Origin of the sequence: Corynebacterium gallinarum (assembly GCF_014837045.1) — a bacterium.
In the GTDB taxonomy this organism is placed as follows: domain Bacteria; phylum Actinomycetota; class Actinomycetes; order Mycobacteriales; family Mycobacteriaceae; genus Corynebacterium; species Corynebacterium gallinarum.
The window spans coordinates 176690-194684 of sequence record NZ_JACSPR010000003.1; the positions used below are offsets into that span (position 1 = coordinate 176690).

At 63.3% G+C, this 17995-nt stretch carries 10 protein-coding genes; 4 read left to right on the forward strand and 6 right to left on the reverse strand.

The window, feature by feature from the left end; genetic code table 11:
- Nucleotides 1-3 precede the first annotated feature (3 nt).
- From H9627_RS05525 to H9627_RS05550, 6 genes are all read right to left on the reverse strand, one after another.
- Complete coding sequence (locus tag H9627_RS05525) at nucleotides 4-3861, reverse strand: DUF6079 family protein (protein WP_191733017.1); 3858 nt, start codon at nucleotides 3859-3861, stop codon at nucleotides 4-6.
- Nucleotides 3858-7451 (reverse strand): BREX-2 system adenine-specific DNA-methyltransferase PglX, encoded by a 3594-nt coding sequence (gene pglX / locus H9627_RS05530; protein ID WP_191733018.1) that lies wholly within the window; start codon nucleotides 7449-7451, stop codon nucleotides 3858-3860. The genes H9627_RS05525 and pglX overlap by 4 nt, the downstream gene beginning before the upstream one ends.
- A 49-nt stretch (nucleotides 7452-7500) precedes the next feature.
- Complete coding sequence (locus H9627_RS05535; RefSeq protein WP_191733019.1) at nucleotides 7501-11562, reverse strand: protein kinase domain-containing protein; 4062 nt, start codon at nucleotides 11560-11562, stop codon at nucleotides 7501-7503.
- Nucleotides 11563-12247: 685 nt separating this feature from the next.
- Nucleotides 12248-12472 (reverse strand): hypothetical protein, encoded by a 225-nt coding sequence (locus H9627_RS05540; protein WP_191733020.1) that lies wholly within the window; start codon nucleotides 12470-12472, stop codon nucleotides 12248-12250.
- Nucleotides 12473-12829: 357 nt separating this feature from the next.
- Complete coding sequence (locus H9627_RS14385) at nucleotides 12830-13000, reverse strand: rhodanese-like domain-containing protein (protein WP_404826196.1); 171 nt, start codon at nucleotides 12998-13000, stop codon at nucleotides 12830-12832.
- Between the two features lie 33 nt (nucleotides 13001-13033).
- Entirely contained in the window at nucleotides 13034-13636 is a 603-nt protein-coding gene (locus H9627_RS05550) for a rhodanese-like domain-containing protein (RefSeq protein ID WP_191733021.1), read from the reverse strand.
- A gap of 147 nt (nucleotides 13637-13783) precedes the next feature.
- Here H9627_RS05550 and H9627_RS05555 point away from each other — a divergent pair, with 147 nt between their 5' ends.
- The 4 genes from H9627_RS05555 (at nucleotide 13784) to H9627_RS05570 (ending at nucleotide 17975) form a co-directional block, all read left to right on the forward strand.
- Complete coding sequence (locus H9627_RS05555) at nucleotides 13784-14041, forward strand: metal-sensitive transcriptional regulator (protein WP_191733022.1); 258 nt, start codon at nucleotides 13784-13786, stop codon at nucleotides 14039-14041.
- Between the two features lie 138 nt (nucleotides 14042-14179).
- On the forward strand, nucleotides 14180-14605 hold the full coding sequence (locus H9627_RS05560) for a DUF302 domain-containing protein (protein ID WP_191733023.1): 426 nt from the start codon (nucleotides 14180-14182) through the stop codon (nucleotides 14603-14605).
- A 263-nt stretch (nucleotides 14606-14868) separates the two neighbouring features.
- Nucleotides 14869-16536, forward strand: coding sequence for an NAD-dependent epimerase/dehydratase family protein (locus tag H9627_RS05565; RefSeq protein WP_191733024.1), 1668 nt, complete (start codon nucleotides 14869-14871; stop codon nucleotides 16534-16536).
- A 350-nt stretch (nucleotides 16537-16886) separates the two neighbouring features.
- Complete coding sequence (locus H9627_RS05570) at nucleotides 16887-17975, forward strand: 2-keto-3-deoxygluconate permease (RefSeq protein ID WP_191733025.1); 1089 nt, start codon at nucleotides 16887-16889, stop codon at nucleotides 17973-17975.
- Nucleotides 17976-17995: the final 20 nt, after the last annotated feature.

Sequence of the window (17995 nt, forward strand, 5' to 3'; positions counted from 1 at the left end):
GGCCTATTCATCCTCCCAGGTCACGGTGATGGTGAACGCGCGCCGGGTGCCGGCGAGCTCGTCGAGGCTGGCCTTCACCGCTGTCAGATCCTGTGGGTCAGACACCTTGAAGGTCCGAGACGGAGTGGGCTTCGGTGTCGGGGCCGGGTCTGTGTCACTGGGCGGGTCCACCGGTGGATCCACTGGCGGGGTAACGGGGGGTGTGGTTTGTTTGCCCAGCATATCGCTGGCCCACCGCGAGAAATCCTCCCCGAACGTTCGGATGGCCACGGCTGCCCGGTGGACGAACTCGTGTTCGCTGATGGCCTTACGGAACTTGTCGACGACCATCTGTGCACCGCCGTCATTGTCGGGATGTGTAGCAGCATGACCGCGCAATGTGTCGAAATTCCCCGCGTGGGATTCCGCCCGGAAGCGGCGCAACAGACCAGTCACCTCCTCAGCGGTGTTCAGTGATTCGAGGGCTTCCAGGCTGGTGGAGCCACACACGGTGGTGCCACCCTGTGGATGGTGTTCGATCGTCGAGGATAGATGGCCGACCACCTTGAGGCCGGAGGAGGCATCCCGGGCCAGCTGGTCGATGAGGGTGCTGAGTTCACCTGCTAGACGGGACCGGTTACTTTCCCCGGTGATTCCCATGAAGGCGTTGAAGGAGGAGACCTCAGTGGCCAGTGCCTGGGCCGCGGAGCGCAGGGCGGTGGCCTTGTCGGTGACCTGGTTCTGCAGCTCCTTGAGATTGGCCCCGGTCAGGTGGGAATTGAGGTGGATCCCGAACAACAGGCCGGCCGCCTCCACGGCGTTGGACCATTGCTGGGGGTCCGGCAGCGCGACCGGCTGTAGATCCATCCGTGGATCGATGTCCTTGAGGGTAGGTTCCACGCTGAGGGTGCTGCCGTGATGGGCCCAGGAACGGTTGCGGGCGGCTGCCCAGGCCACCACGTAGAGATGGATGGTGTCTTGGTTGAGACCGGCGTTGGGGTGCAGCTGTTCCACTGCATTGGCGACCGCCTGCACCGACACCGTCTCAGTGGGGTTGAGTCCGGTGCGACGCAGCTGAGTGTCAATGTCGGTCAGCTTCTTGCCGTGGGTGTCCTCATTGAAGATCAGGTGGGTCTCAAAGACCTGGGCGAGGTTCAGCGGCGGCAGGATCGCCCGGGCAGCCTTGCGTTCGTCCGGTGTTAGGTCGGTGCGGAAGGCGCGATCCCCGGCGGCCCGACGTAGGGCATCTGCGACACGATTGAAGTCGGAGGTGGTGAGCAACCGTTCGGAATCGAAACGTGGATGGGACGGGTATCGGGCGGTGAACAGTGACTCAATGAGGCGGTCGCCGGCATCGGTGAAATCCGCTCCGGAGGGCTTGGACACGCTGATGGAGGGGTCGAGGCTCTTGAGTGGTTCCTGCCCTTCGGCGAAGGTGACACCCGATTGAGCGCCGTAGGCCTCGGCGAGTTCTCGTTCCAGGGAGGTGTTGAGGGTTTCCGCACGCGAACGCAAGATCTGTTTGATGGATTCCCGGGAGTCCTCCGCGATCCGCGTGGTGTAGTCGCGCCACCCATTGTTGCTCAGCAGGTGCTCGATGATGACCAGTTCACCGAGTTTGGCCATCTGCTCGTTGGAGAAGAACTGGGGGAGCCACACCACGGTGAAGGGGGCCTCACCGTCCGAGACTCGCAGCTGGTCGACGCGCTGGTGGTCCTCGGCGGGGGTGTGACCGGCTTCGTCGAAGGGGTAGTCGACAACCAGGCGCAGCGCCTGGGATTGGAAGGGGCGGAAGTCCGAGTCCTTGAGGTTAGCCTGATCCCGGACGTTGCCGAAGATGACCTCCGCCCGGCGGGCGGTGCCCCGCCAGGTGACCGTCCGGGTCAGTGAACCATCAACTGCAGGGGCCACCTCAGCCACGCGTAACGCCCGGGTGAGCAAGGAACGGATCTTCAACCTTCGTCGCTCGTCGGTGTCCTCGCGCTGGGCCTGTTCGACCAGGTCCTTCCACGGCACCTCATCCAACCGGACGGAGATGACCGGGTCATTGGTGCCCGGCTGGATGACGATCTCGGTGAACTCCCGGGCCCATTCGCGCACCAGCTCCATGGTTTGGCTGAGGCTGTCGTTCTTGAACAGCGTGACCATGGAGCCGTGGTTGAGGTGCGCCAGGCGGGAGACGGTCATGGATTTCAACGCTGGGACCTCGGGTGCGATACCCGCCAGGATGAGGGTCTTGCCGATGCGCAGCTCTGCGTGCAGTCCGCTCAGTTCAGCGGGCAGATCCTTGTCGGAGGTGTCGGTGGGGATGGAATACTTGCCCAGGATGTGGGGACGCAGCTGCTCCGACCAGAACTTGCGGCCCAGGCGGAACGCCTCGCCGCCCTGTCGGCTGATGTGCTTGTCGCCCTCGAGCAGGTAGTCGAAGGATTCTCCGACCGGGATGATCCGGTCGATGGTCATGGTGTCGCGGTTGTCTATCAGCAGCTGCTCCATCACCTTCAGGGCGGTGCGCTCGCGCTGCATGATCGAGGACAGCGCGATGAGCGTGTCTACCAGGGCAGGGGAGAAGGGGTACGTCAGCCGGAACTGCGCCATGGTGGAGGAGGAGTGTTTCTCGCTGGTGTTGACCCCGTCGAGCAGCACCGTGGAGATATCCTGGTTGAGGTTGAGTTTGTCGAAGGCCTCGTCGAGCTGCATCTTCGCCTGGGCGCTGCGGGGTTGCAGGAGCCTCCGGTTGGCGATCTGCGGCAGGTTCTTATCCCCCAGCACGATCGTGTGGAAGCGACCACCCTGGTGGTTGAACGCCTGTTGGCGGGCCTCCAGGTCCGCCCCGGATTCGATGCTGGTGTCCTGCCAGGTGGACAGGTCGAACTGACGGGCGATGAAGAAGACCATGGGCAGGGCCGCACCGAACTCGTTCTCCACCAGCAGCGTCAGCTTCTGCGCCTCCTTGTTGAACTCCGCGCGGGTGGGGATCATGAACATCAGCCACAGGATCAGTTCGTCGAGGTAGAAGATCACCCCGTCATACCCCAGGGTTTTCGCATGTTCGGAGATGACCTTCAGTCCCTCGGCCAGGCCCAGCCAGGGGGAGGTGGTGGCGTAGGCGGAAAACATCGTCTGGGTCAGCGCCTGGATGAGCGCGGTGCGGGAGCGTTCGTCGGCGTGCGCGGACATCGCCGCCTCGTAGGAGGCCGGGTCCCACCGGGTCGAGTCCTCGCCGGTGAGCGCCCCGAAGTCGAGCCCGGTGGCCTTGGCCTTCGCCGACCGACCGCTGCCGCCGGGAATGGCGGTGGCCTGGTTGAGGCTGGTGAAGAACGCCTCGTCGCCCAGCGCGCTGCGGTGATTGGCCGCGTTCTCGAACAGTTCACCCGCGGTGTGCAGGACCGGGGCGGGGGCGTCGGGGTGGAGGTGTTTGATCTGGCGGAGGTAACCCCGGAACAGTGTGTCCTCTACCGACTTCGAATCCAGGAAGTGATAGGTCAGCTGCAGCAAGTTCTTGCCGGCGAGATCGGCATGTTCGGCCGCGATCGGCTGCAGCTCGGGCACCTCTCGGGTGATGGGTGCGCCGGAGAGCAGGGCATAGAGCACCGCCATGAAGTGCGACTTACCGGAGCCGAAGGAACCGTGCAGATAGACGGCCTGGGACTCGTTGCGGGCGAAAGCGGTCTCCACGAAGTCCATGGCGGTGTCGAGGTTGTGGGCGATCTCGTCGGTGACCACATAGGAGGAGACGGTCTGACGCAGCTTGTCCTCGGCGACCGAGTTCTCCAGCTTGAGCACGAAGGTGTCGCCCTGGTGCTCGGGGATGTCGAAGACCTCACCGAGGGTCGGGGCCTTCGGGGCGTTGCCCCCGAATCCGGGGAGAGAGAAACTCATGACTGGGTACGTCCTTTCCGTCCGCGGCCTGTCGTTGGAATGTAGGTGTCCAGGTCCTCCACGGGGACACCGATGGTGTTGGCCGCGTTGTTGAGCTGGCCGGTGAGGTAGTCACCGAGCTTGAGGCCGGTGTGTGGATCAAGTTCGTTGTGCCATTGCATGATCCACGGCAGCTGCTCCTGCAGCCCGGAGAGGATGCTCGCCAACTGCTCCCGCGGAGCATCCTCACTGGTGCGCTCCTGGTAGAGCCACATGATGGCCAGGCCCTGCTCCAGGTGGTCCCAGCCGGCCCAACCGATCACGGTGGAGGGGTCATCGGCGCTGCCCGCGCCGGGGTAGGAAATGAAGCGTTCCTTGGGCACGTCGAGTTTGCCGCGGTGCCGCCACACGCCGGTGGGCATGTCGGCGCTGGTGTAGTTCGGCGGGACGGGGACCTCGTCGGCGCTGAGCTCACCGGCGTCCTCCCGGCGTTGCGCCTCCCAGGTGGCCTCCCATTCCGCACGCTTGCGCAGGCCTTTGCCCTTGTATCGCAGTCCCTTGAGGTAGGGCACGGCCTCATCCTTGAGCAGGTCTGCGAGCATGACCGCGGTGGTGGCATCGCGTTTGCTGCTCCACAGCGACAGCACCTGCCTAACGTCGGCCAGTTCCTTGGAGGTCTCGATGAGACCGGCGAGCTGGTTGATGCTCAGCGGCCGGGGCATGCCGTTGGCATCGCGCCACAGGCCGGGTTCCTCCAGCCGGGTGAGCAGCCAGTCCGAGAGCGCCGCGGTGACCTTGTCAGCCCACAGATCCGTCTGCCAGCGCCGTTTGTACTCAGGCTGTTCCAGCAGGACGATCTTCTTATCGACGCCCGCGAGCTCCATCCGTTCCTGCACCGCGTTGCGGTAGGAGTCGCTCCAGGTGCCGGGGAGTTCGGTGACTGGAGTGGAATGGTGGCGGTCGAACCAGGCGGTGGTGGTTTCTCCGGCCGCTACCCGGCGCGCGAGGGTGATCTCGAAGGCCCGGGTACCCAGCTCGATGCCCTCGACCTCACCGACGGGCAGTGAGTAGTCGGCATCGGTCAGTCCATAGAGGTGGTAGACGGCCCAGTCGAGTTCCTCCTGCTCAGCGATCATGAGGTTGCGGATTCGCTGGTACTCGTCATGAGCCTGGTCAGCAACTTCGACGCTGGGCGTGGACCGCTCGAACACGGCCGCAGGCTCCCATGCCGCCAGCTCTTGCGCCAGGTCATCTAATCGACGCCCTCGTTCCGTCACGCCACCCGCAGGCAGCGGGAAACGCTTGAGGGTGGTGCCGGTGAACTCGTACGTGTTCCTCCACAATTCACTACCCATCGCAGAATATCCGGCATCTACTCTTGCGCCACCGCCTTCACCTTTGTTGTGGCTGTTCTGCTTTAGCCAGAAACACGCGGTCGACGAGTTCAGCACCCCGAGCAGCGCGAGGTGGTCGTCCTCGGTCGCATCCTCCGGCAGCTTGATCACCGGGGCAGAACGGTTGAACACCTTGCCGCCGCGGTCGAGGACGAAATGGTTGTGGGTGGCGACGAAGGCGAAGGCGATCGAAAGGGGAATTGTTAGCTTGGATCTGGTTAGACGACCAAACTCGTACCATTTCAAACCGGACTGGACTTTAGTCACTCCTCCAAACATCTTTGCGTTTGCCAAGATGACGCGGTTAGGCCAGAAACTTCTGAGCAGTATTGGATTTTCAGATATATCTAGAGGAAGGAGGTCATCATTGTATGGGAAAGCTGAATAAGTGGTTTCTGAATGTGACCAGTCGCGGAGTTCCTCACCAATTACCATTGGTCTTGAATTTGAGTTGAAGCGGCGTTGCGCAATACGATTTGAACTCAAGAAGTGGTCATCAGTCAGAGTAAATGCTGTGATACCTAGGGAAGTAGCTGTCTTATCTAGCTCGGACGCAGCGTGAGATTCGAGGGTCGACAAGACGTTGGGCGCTGCACCTCCGCTCAAACTCCACGGGTGTGAAGAAATGAACTTGCGGTCGAGCTCCGAAACAGAAATGTAGGAGTTCTCGTAACCCGTTTCATCGATGTGATCAACGATCGAACTCCACACTTTTCCTCGGGCGGGATCAGCCGGCACGCCCGGTTCTCCCTGGATACCCAGAACACCGTTGACTTTTCGTCGGGAGGGGGTGTCATTACGGCCGACAATAATGACGGTCGGGGTGCCATGACCCGGGATGTAGGCGCCGGAAGAGTCAATCACTTCCCGGAGATCGATCTTTCCGAAGAAACGCTCAATCAAGGGTTGTCCGAACTCCCGCTGCATGAAGGAGTTGGATGTGATTTGCCCGACCCATCCGGAGGCCCCCTGGTTTCCAGCTCCCTTCGCCAGGTCAAAGAACTTCACCATGAAGGGCACTGTCATCGCGTACTTGCCTTTGCAGTACTCCTTGAATCGGTTGCGGTATTCCTTGTTCAGAGCCTTGTCTTTGACGATGATGTACGGCGGATTCCCTACCACTGCGTCGTAAGTTCGGGGCTTGAGCAGTTTGTTCAGACTTTCCTGGTCTTCGGTCGGAAGTGAGTACACCCCGGCCTCCAGAGGGATTTCTTCTTGCCCCGATGCCATAAGCCCGTACAGCAACGTGTCCCCGGCCAGCACCTGAAAACCAGGCTCGGTGAGGCCGGCGTCGAGACGCTCATCCTGGGACGCCTTCATGAAGGCGACGATGAGGCGGAATCGGGTGATGGCCGCGGCGAAGGGGTTGATATCCACGCCGTGGATCGCGTTCATGGCCTTGCGGGCACGTTCGCGGGCGTTGAGTCCGGGTTCCTGTTCGGTCCACCGGTCGAAGATGCGGTGGAAGGCGCCGATGAGGAAGTGACCCGAACCGCAGGTCGGATCGATGATCTTGAAACCCTCGAGGGGGCGTTCGGCCAGGGCCGGGGTCAGGGTGCGGTCGAGGATGAATTCCTCCACGAACACCGGGGTCTGGCGCAGGGCGTACTTCTCCTGGGCGTAGGAGGAGAGGTTCTCGTACATGTCGCCCAGGAAACGGGTGTCCAGCTCCGGGTCGTGGAAACCCCAGACGGCCGTGCCGTCTTCGTCTGCCTGGCGCCAGAAGTCCATGAGGTCGCGGGCCGCGTCATCGGAGGGGGAGTAGAGGCCGATGGCGGCGTGATCATCCACCAGACCGCTGGTCGCGGGAACTTCACGCAGCTGCTCGCAGACCTCCTCCAGGTAACCCAGGTAGTTCAGGTGCGGGTGCTCCGCGTAGAAGCGCTGCTCCCGGTCGCGGGCCGCGCTGCGGCGCTGCAGGGTCTGCCCGGAGATTAAGGTGCCCCCAGGGCCGAAGAGTTCGTTGTCCTCGATGAAACGGACGAACACGGTGGTGAGCACCCAGCCGACGGCCGCCTGCAGGAGCAGGTCCTCGCACCAGTCGCCGAAGCTGCCGCCGACGCGTTCGGCCTTGCGGGCGGCGTCGTAGTCGGCCTTCCAGCGCGCGGTGGTCTCCTTGTCCGAGTCGAGGCGTGAGCGCATGTCATCCAACACCATCGTCACCACCGGCTGCAGAGCGGTGGTCAGTGTCATCTCGGCGGGTTTTCCTCGGGCCATCGGAAAGGTGCTCCTTGGTGTTCTGTGTGCGGTAGGTGTGGCGAAAATATTAGAGGTGAATGATCTGGCCGGGGCTGGACAACGGCAGCCCCACTCCGGAGACTTCCACCGAGGTGGTGGACACGGTCTTGTCCGGGCGGGGGACGAACAGCCAGATAGCGGACCGGTTGATGTTCTGGGCCACGTCGGCATGCGGTGTGAGCACGTCCAGGCACCCGAAGTCGGCGAGGATGGACAGGTCGGTGAGCACCACCGCCTCTGCGTCGGTGGCCAGGATATTCGGCCAGGCGCGCTCGGCGGCACGCCGGATCACCGGGGCGATGTCGCCGTGTGTCTCCGGGGTGTCCAGCGACAGCAGGGCCGTCATCTTGTCCCCCTGTCCCGTCGACTCCAGCAGATTCTGCAGCTCATTCAAGACTGCCGTGGTGACACTGACCTTCGGCACCTCGAACAGCTGCGCTATCTCGCTTGCGGTGGATTCCAGGTCGGTGACGTGGACGGTCACGGCTCGTAGGAGGCGGTCGGGGAGGGAATCCCGCAGCCGATCGGCGAGCTCGGCAACCGGGGTGCGGTGGCGCTGACCAGCCGACATCGCGGTGGGGATCCGGGTGTGCAGGGAGGTGTACCCGGAGTCCTCCTCCTGCTGCCTGCGGTAGGCGGCCGACTGGGCGTCCCAGCGCAGGTCCGGGTCCACCACCGCGATGACGGTGTCCAGCTCCGGGTGGGTGGGCAGTTTCTGGTGGTGGGCTGCGGGGAACCGGGAGGCGATGCCGCGGGTGAGCACCTCCCGCCGGACGATGCGGGTGTCCGCCAGCGGAAGCACCTCACGCACCAGCTCCACGTGGGACATGTGGCGGGAGTAGAGGTCGCCGGTGGGGGTCAGCGCCATGTCGGGAGAGCTGTGTACCGCCAGGGCGGGAAGCGCCCGGACGGAGACCGGCAGGTTGCTGGGATTGACCCGCAGGGTCGTGGCGGCGGCCTTGAGCAGCGCCTCCTGGAACTCAGACGATGGGACCACACCCCGGCCGGAAGCGTCTAACAGGGATTTCCCGGCCGTAGTCAGAGCCGACAGCAGCTTCTCCGGTTCAGAGCGGGTAGCAAGGGCAACGACGTTTTGGGCGCGACCCTGCCGGACCACGGATAAAGCATCGCTGAATTCCCGGTTGCGGGTGATGCCCTGCTCCACCATCCGCAACACCCCCAATTGCTGACGGCGAGGTTGATCCATGGCATCGGCCGGGTAGAGGTCGCTGACCATTCCCGCCAGCTGCTCCGGGGTGGCGATGCCGCCGAGTGTTTCCAGGTGTTCGACCAGTGCAGCTTTCAGGCGGGTGAATTCCCCAACAAGCAAGGGAGACTTCTTCCATAGTGCTGGAATCTCCCCGGTGAGCTGCGGAATCCTGCCCGCGGAGACCTTGAGGATCTTCGCATAGGTGGGGTTGGAGGCGAAAGGGTCCACGGGAGAGCTCTCAGCGGTGCCGAGGATATTGGCTGCCAGTCGTCGACTGGAGCTATTTTTCACGCCGGCGCGGTTGAGCAGTTCGTCGATAAGCATGGCCAGCGAGCTGATCTCAGCGGCAATGGCTACCGGCGGTGCGACCGGTGCGGGGCTGGTGGGAGTGGCCCGGGGCGGTGCGACGGTCGGGGTGGTGTCGGGCTGGTCCTCTGCCGCCTTCCTAGCGGCCAGGAAGGCGGTGCGCATCTCCGCGGCGGAGCCGGGACGTCGGCGCACGTCGCCGTCTAGCGCGGAGCTCAACAGTGCGGACAGGAGTTCCCGTTGGCGGGGGTTCCATACGGTGGGCAGGTCTTCGGGGTTGAGCAGCAGGCGGCCGTCGGTCGCCTCGGCGGGGGTGTTGTCCTCGGCGTAGCTGGGGGCTGTGTGCAGTGCCATCTCGTGTAGCACCACGGCAGCCGAGTAGCGCTCCGCGTGGGAGTCGAAGATGGTGCGCCCGGATTGGCCGAGGAAGGGGTCTCGGTACGGCGGGGTGCCGGCGTCGGTGTTCTCCAGCGGGGTGTGGCTCAGTGAGAAGTCGAAAAGCATGAGTTTGAGCTTCGACGGCTTGCCAGACAGGCCCAGGTTGGCGGGTTTGATGTCCCGGTGGGTGATGCCGGTGCCCTCCAGGGCGACGAGGATGTTGAGCAGCTGCAGCCCGAGCCCCCAGAACTGGTCCGTGGTGGGAATACCCAGGGTCAGACCGTCGGAAAGCGTGGCGTCGCCGCAAGAGGACAGCAGCAGGGCGTGCCGGGAGTGTGGCAGCGCGGGCAGCTCCTCGATGAGGGTGACAAAGGAGTTGCGGTGTTCATGGCCGCTGAGCTGCTTGTCCAGGGCACGGAGGGTGTCCGCCTCCGCGGCCAGGGTGGTGTTGTTGTCCGCGGCGGTGGACATCTTCAGCACCCGTGGGGTGGAGGATTCGTCGTTGACGTCGACCACGGCGATGCCCCGGGCGGTGGAACCGGAGCCGAGAACCTTGAGTACCTCAAGGCGGCCGTCGATGACCTTGCCGATGGGGGTTTCCAGCGGGTCATCCTCAGTTACGTCCCGTCGCCCCTGTGAAAGATCGCGCACCCTGCCGGTGAACAGCTCCACCGGGGAGGGGGTGACTCGTGGTGGGTTGGCGGGCAGAACCGCCTTATGACGCGCCACCGGGCTGGGGGAGGTGACCCTGGTGATCAGTTCCCGCAGGGCGGGCTCCACCTGGGCTCCGGTGGTTCCCAGATCCAGTCCGCCGTGCTCCTTGAGCAGGGCGAGCAGCTCGGCGCGGGTGTTCGCTGGCTGCACCCCACCGGAGAGGACGAAGAAGGCCAGGGCACCCACGGAGAAGAGATCCGCCAGACGGCCATCGGAACCAGGTAGGTAACCCTCGGGGGGAAGGAAGCTCACGCCGACGTCATAGGCGGTGGTGGTGCTCATTGGCTGCAGTGCAGTGCCCAGCAGGGTGCCCTGCGCGGTGTCCGCCTGGGCAGCCTGGGCGGCCTGGGCGGCCTGGGCCCAGCCGGTGACCTTGACCTCGACGGCTGGGTCGGCGCCTCGCAGGGCGTCGACGTTGAGCAGGATCGACTCCGGGGTCAGCTGCCGGTGGATGACGTTGTTGCGGTGTGCGTAGGTCACCGCGTCGGCGATCTGCAGGATGATCTCCACCTGCTGGGAGGCAGTCAACTTGAGGCCGGGCAGGAGCAGGTCGAGCGGTTCAAAACCCGGGTGGGCCGGGTACACGAGCGCGGGCAGGTCGTATTTGTCTACCCGTTCGAGGCTGCGGGGGGAATCGATGCCGGGGTGTGCCAAGGAAGAGAGCAGCTTGTACTCGCGGATGGCCGCCTTCTCCGCACGCAGCGCATCGGCCTCCGTCGCGTCGGGGGAGATGGGGCGGAGCTTGATCAGGGCTTCTTCATCGTGGTCGGTGTGCCGGGCTGACCACACCACCACATCACCGGAGTCGTCGACCTTGGACCGCAGCTCCCACGATCCGGCGCGCTGACGGTGGTTGATCTTCCCCGAGATCTTCTCCAGGGCCAGCACCATCATGACGCGCCCGAACTCCTCGTCGATCTCCGTGTAGGAGGGCGGTTCAAGGATCCGCGAGGTGATGCCGGGCAGCTGCGCCTGCTCGGCGAGGTGGTCGAGAGTGAACACGTTCATCTGCCCGTCGGCGCTGAGCTGGGAAAGGAAGTGGCTGCTGTGCAGCAGCACCGCTTCTTTAACGATCGGCGGGGTGAGAAATCTCTGCGGGATCTCAAAGTCCGCGGTGGCCCTGATCTCGTGGAAGGCGGTCTGTAGTTTGCTGGCCAGGCGCTGCGCCTTTCGCCGGGTGGCCAGGGTGGGGGACTTCCGGTGGGACACCCCGCCGTTCTCGGTCGTGACCTTCCAGTTGTGCTCATCGCCACGGATGATCCTGCTCCAGCTCTTCAGCTCCAGCAGGTGCAGGCGCCCGCGACCGAGGACGAGCGCGTCGACCTCGTTCCACGTGCCCTGGGAATCCTGGAACTCGAAGTTGGTCCACAGGCGGTAGGGGGCGGCATCGGGAATGAGGTCACCCAGGGCGTCCAGGCCATCGCGTTCGTGGTCGAACTCGGAACGGGAAATCTCCACCCACCGCGGGGAATCCTTGCGCATGTCCCGTTTCCGTCCTTTCTTCCACTACTGGTCTATCACTGAGGGGAGGATATGAATGTCAAATGTCCTAAATTCCCATGGTAGTGAACAGTATCCCTGACATAAGGCAGGAGGGGACTGTATATGTCGGATAAATGACGACATGGTGGGATTCAAGGACGTGTCTGTCAGAGTGATGTTTCCACCCCATCAATAGACCAGGAAGCAGGCTGAGGGATTTGCAGCCATGTTGGTGCATTCAGTGCTGGCGGAGAGCTTATTTCGATACCAGTAAAATCGTGGACCTCAGGTTGATGCGGACAAGACCGACACTGTATCTCATCATTTCCCACGTACCGGTAACAGATCAGAACCTGTCCATGCCTGGGTGCACAGATGGCGGTCCTGTACCCAATCCTGTCGAGTCATAACCTCTTCTGTGCCCTGGTCGATAGCATGCGTTCCCTGTGAGGGCACCAGGCACGGATTGGGCCGGATTCTTCTCGGGTCACAAGGCTTCTGGGATTCGTACCAGGAGTGAATATGCCAAGGGATACGTCCCTGGGGCTTTAGCACCAAGGACGTGACCGCCGCCTGCGATAGAACCCGGACAAGCTGCGGAAGGAAGGCACCATTGTGGCCTATTGCCAGAGCGGTTCCCCATTGTTGCGCGGGGAGAAACACAGCCGCGCCGGCACCGGGGGTGTTATTTTTCTTCAGTTTTGCTGATCCGGATCAATCCGATGATGAGCAGGGTGGTGGCTGTATAACTCAATAAGGTAGCGGTGGTCCCCATGTCTGCGGTGACGATCTGCAGCACCATGATGACGATGGCTGCCAGGGCCAGAATCCCCAGCGACATGCCACCACTGAATTTCTTAAACACCGCTCCCGCTCCCAGCTGCTTTCCTTGTTGATCCGTTGGTTCCATGGCTGTTGGGCGTGACAATAAGATGCACGACCGATCTTTATAGTGCAGCCAGGGTAACAAGCCCGAAGATCGATGAACACCCCCTTTGCCGGGTATCAGCTGCCTACGGTAGTTCTGACGATCGTTGGCCCATTCATATATATGGTGCCGAGGCGTTCAGGCTATTACTGAAGGAAAACTAGGGACCACCGCTTGTCCTCATGGACAAAGCGCCAATCTAAACGGACAATTCGTGGATGGCATGAAAAGGCCTCTCACCAGTACGGAAACCCTGAGGCTGATAATCAGGTCGTCGATAAGCATCCGGCTCACTGGTGGGGGAGGTGGTGGGCATCAGCACCGCCCCGGGGAGTTTGGTCAGTGAATCGGCAGACCTGCCTGCTGCCATTTGATCATGCCGCCGGTCATGATGTCGGCGGTGAAACCGGTCTGGTTGAGGGCATCAACCACCGTCGCACTGCGCTTGCCACTGTGGCAGACGGGGATAACAGGCTGGTTCTTGTCGAGTTCATCCCACCGGGTGCCCAGCTGACATCTATCGGGATGGGTAGGGTGATGGGGTCAGGCAGACTGCGTGGGAATCCGGTTGATGGATTCCGCGGCGGTGGGGGTCGGGGTGGTCTTGTTCCACGGCATCGCGGCCAGGGCCTTGCCCATGGCGCAGGTGTTGGTCACGCCGGAGAAGGTCAGGCCGGCTCCGATGGCACCGGCCACGGCGCGCATCTTGGGGGAGACGAACTTGCCACCGAGCAGTCCGGTGACCACGAGGGAACCGGCGACCAGGCGGACCTGGCGCTCGATGTCCCAGCGCTGGGCGCCGCGCACGACATCGCCACCGGCATCGGCGAAGGAGTTGATCCCACCGGTCAGCACATGGGCGGTCTCCACACCGGCGGCGCCGAGACGCTGACGGGCCTGCTCGGCACGCACGCCAGACTGGCATACCAGCACCACGCGGCCACCGAGTCGTTCTGCGAGCTGATCGGTGTGCTCGGAGACCAGCTGAAGGGGGACGTTGTAGGAACCGCGGATGTGCACTGATTCAAACTCTGCGGCTGAGCGGACATCCAGGACCACGAGGTCCTCATTGTCGGTGATCCACTGGTGCAGGACCTCAGGTTCAACGGTGGTGATAGTGGCGGTGGTGGTGGAAGGGGAGCTCATGGGCGTCCTTTCAAGACGGTCGCGGTGCAGGTGCCCCACCAGTGTTCCATATACCCCCACAGGCATGCAAGATACCTATGGGGGTATACAAAATGCGCTGTTCAGACTATGGTGAGGGAACGTCTGAAGTCTGATTAAGGAGACCCCATGGAACTCGAACCCACCGAGATCAAACCGGTGATCAACCGCCTCAAGCGCGCCCAGGGACAGCTGTCCGCCGTGGTGCGCATGCTGGAGGAGGGTGCTGAGTGCAAGGATGTGGTCACCCAGCTCTCCGCCGTGAGCAAGGCGCTGGACCGCGCTGGCTTCGCGATCATCGCCACTGGACTTGAGCAGTGCCTGACCAACCCGGATGAGTCGATGGACAAGAAGGAGATGGAGAAGCTCTTCCTCTCCCTCGCGTAAACCTTTTGCATAAAGTCCCCTTGCCGGATCCATCATCCGCTGTCAGGCTTGTAGGCGTGCAGACTGCGCAGCCCGTAAAACACCCGTGAACCACCAGTGAAGTAAATGCCGAGTCACCCACCTCCAAGGAGTCAGAGCATGTCCTACACCCACACCGTCACCGTGTCCCTGTCCTACGATGATGCCGTCGCCCGCGCCCGCGAGGCCCTGGCTGAGCATGGCTTCGGCGTGCTCACTGAGGTCGACATCCGCGCCACCTTCACCAAGAAACTGGGTCAGGAGGCCGCCGATGCCGTGGGTGACTATGTCATCCTCGGTGCCTGCAATCCCGGTCTGGCCAGCAAGGCCCTGGGTGCTGAACCCGAGATGGGTGCTCTGCTGCCGTGCAATGTTGTGGTTCGGCGCGGCCCGGGTGATGAGCGCACCACCGTCGAGACGATCGATCCGCAGACCATGGTCCAGCTCGGTGGGAGTGACCAGGTCCGTGAGGTCGCCGAGGATGCTGATGCCCGGCTGCGCGCTGCACTCGCGGCCATCGCCGGTGCCAACAACATCGACGTCTAAACCACGCCGCTGACTATGGGGCGGTGACCAACGCGTCGACAAGCACGTCGACCAGCACCCGCCCACCGCAACCTCCCCGCCGACCCCACGGCCCGCGGGGAGGTTATCGGCATGTCCTGCGACACCCACCTGGTCGCCTCAGCCCGCGAAGCCCGGGTGATCGCGCTCACAACCTGCGGGTTTGGCCGCGTTCCTTGTGTCGGTCCCAGCGCTTGTGTTGACTGGGCAGCAAAGCCCGACCATGACGTTGACTAGGAGCCAGAATGCGAATCGCAGTTGTTGGTGCAACTGGCAACACGGGAACAGCCGTGCTGCGTGCACTCCACCGCCACCCCGAGATCACAGAGGTCGTCAGCATCGCCCGCCGCCTGCCGGATACGGAAATCGAACCCTACGACCAGTGCGAGTGGCTGAGCATCGACATCGCCGCGGCCTCCACCGAGGCGGATGCCGTGAAGAGCCTGACGGATGCCTTCCGTGGGTGTGACGCCGTGATCCACCTCGCCTGGATGATTCAGCCCAATGACCGCCGTGAGCTGCTGGAACGCGTCAATGTGGAGGGTACGCGCAGGGTCACCCGCGCGGTGGCGGAGGCGGGTGTGGAGCATCTTGTCGTCGCTAGTTCCGTGGGTGTGTACTCCCCGGATGAGGCGCGCGACGCGCTGCGCAAGGACGGCACCGAACCCCCGCTGCGGGATGAGGATTTCCCGAACGAGGGCATCGACAGTTCCCACTACAGCGTGGACAAGGCCTCCCAGGAGGAGGTGCTTGATGATTTCGAGGCGCTGCACCCCGGGGTCACCGTCACCCGTTTGCGCCCGGCCCTGTTGTTCCAGTCCGATGCGGCCTCCTCCATCCAGCGGTATTTCATCGGCAAGGCGGTGCCCTCGCGTCTGCTGGCGCCGGGTTCGATGTTGTCGCTGCCGCTGCCGAATGGTCTGCGGATCCAGGCGCTGCACACCGATGATGTGGCCGAGGCCTATGTGGCGGCGGTGCTGGCCAAGAAGGGGGGCGCGTTCAATGTCGCCGCCGATGACATCCTCGGGCCCCAGGAGCTGGCGGATATCCTCACCAGCACCGGCAAGTACATGGAAATGCCACCGGCGATCGTCCGGGCGGCGGTGGTCACCGCGCACCGCAGTGGTGTGATCCCGGCCGATGCCGGCTGGATCGACATGGCCATGCAGGTGCCGCTTATGGACACCACCAAGGCCAAGACGGAACTCAACTGGTCCCCGAAACGCACCGCCGCCGAAGCGCTGCGTGAGCTGCTGGAAGGCCTGGCCGAGGGCCGCGGACACGCCTCACCGGTGTTGCGTGCCGATGCCAAGGATGACCGCAATGTCAACGCCTTCCATCAGCCAGCCTCCGAGGGAGCCTTCGCCGGCGACGGCGACGCGGACCCCCATGTCCCGCCGGAGAAGATGAGCGCCGATCTGCTCGAGCTCTACCTCTCCGATCATCTGACGGGCGCCACCGCCGGGGTCGGACGCATCACCCGCATGGCCAACGACTTTGTGGACACCCCCATGTTCGGCAGGCTGGGCCAGTTGGTCGATGAGATCTCCGCCGAGCGCGCCTTCCTCATCCAGCTCATCGATGATCTCGGCCTGGACCGCAAACCTTACCGCCAGGCCGTCGCCTGGGTGGGGGAGCGGGTCGGTCGCCTCAAGAGCAACGGCAAGATCGTGGAACGTTCACCCATGACCATGCTGCTGGAAACCGAGCTCATGCGTGGTGCCGTCATGGGCAAACTTGGCATGTGGCAGATGCTCGAGGTCCAGGCCCCCACCCTCGGCCTCGACCCCAAGGTGTTCACCGACCTCATCGAGATGACCGAGAACCAGGTCACGCTTCTCGACGAGATCCACGCCTACGCCAGCGAGCGCGCCCTGCGCGCCGATAAGGACATCTACTGGACTGACAACTAGAAACCAGCGCTTGTCGACGGGCCGACCACCCCACCACGACGCTTCCCGGGCCCGCACCCGGTGGGGATTTCCCCGCTGGGTGCCGGTTCGGTTTTTCTTTGCCTCCTGCCCCGCGGCGGGTGGGAACAAGCCCCTTATGGAGGGAAATTCCCCCGCAATTACCCCCACCATAAAGACGGTCTGTCCAGGATGCATACCCGTTAGGAATGACGCTATGCCTTAAAGGTATTTCCCATCGGCGGTCCGCACGATCACTATATGTTGCAGATCACATAACAGTTGTTGTGCGGGATGGGTCATAGCGGGGACGTTGGTCCCCTGCCCCCGCACGCCGATGAAAGGAACAGACAATGCTGGATTCCGCATTCCGCGCCATTGGAAAGATCCCCGGCGCATTGATGGTGGTGCCCCTCTTCCTCGGCGCCCTGGTCAATACCTTCGCCCCGGGCATTCTGGATATCGGCAGCTTCACCACCGCCCTGTTCAGGGATGGCACCGCAGTCCTGATCGGCCTCTTCTTCCTGGCCGTTGGTTCGCAGATCAGCCTGAAGACCGCGGGTCCCGCACTGGAGAAGGGCGGTGTCCTCCTGGTGGCCAAGTACGGCATCGCCGTCGTCATCGGTTTGTCCGTGGCGTTCTTCGCCCCCAACGGTGTTCTCCTCGGCCTGCTGCCCCTGGCCATCATCGCGGCCATGTCCAACTCGAATGGCTCCCTCTACAGCGCGCTCATGCAGCAGTTCGGTTCCAAGACCGACAAGGGTGCCATCTCGGTGCTCTCCATCAACGATGGACCGTTCCTCACCATGATCGCCCTCGGTGCCGCCGGCTTCGCCGACTTCCCGCTCACCGCTCTGCTCGCCGCGATCCTGCCGATGCTGATCGGTTTCGCCCTCGGCAACCTGTCTCCGATCGCACGTAACTTCCTGGCACCGGGTCAGGCGCTGATCATCCCCTTCGTCGCCTTCGCCATTGGCGCCGGCATTGACTTCAGTGTCCTCCTCGCCTCCGGTCTGGCTGGTGTTCTCCTCGGACTCATGACCCTGGTCTTCTCCGGTGGTGCGGCCGTCCTGGCGGTCTACCTCTGGCACCGCATCCGCCGGACCCCGAAGCAGGCACGCAACATGGTCTCCGGCGTGGCGGAAAGCGCTGTTGCCGGTAACGCGATTGCCACCCCGGCCGCACTCGCAGCGATCGATCCCTCCTTCGAGGCCATCCAGGGCCAGGCCACCGTTCAGATTGCAGCCGCCGTCGTGGTGACCGCCCTCATCGCCCCCTTCCTGGTCGCCTTCGTCTCCCGCTGGCAGGCCAAGCAGGGCATCACCAAGGAAGCCGAGGATGCCTACTTCGATGGCAACCTGCCATCCACCACCCCGGTGGCATCCATCTCGGTGGAGGCGGACACCGAACGTGTCGGTGTCAGCGTGGGTGACGCACGGTAATTAACTCCTCACCGTCTACA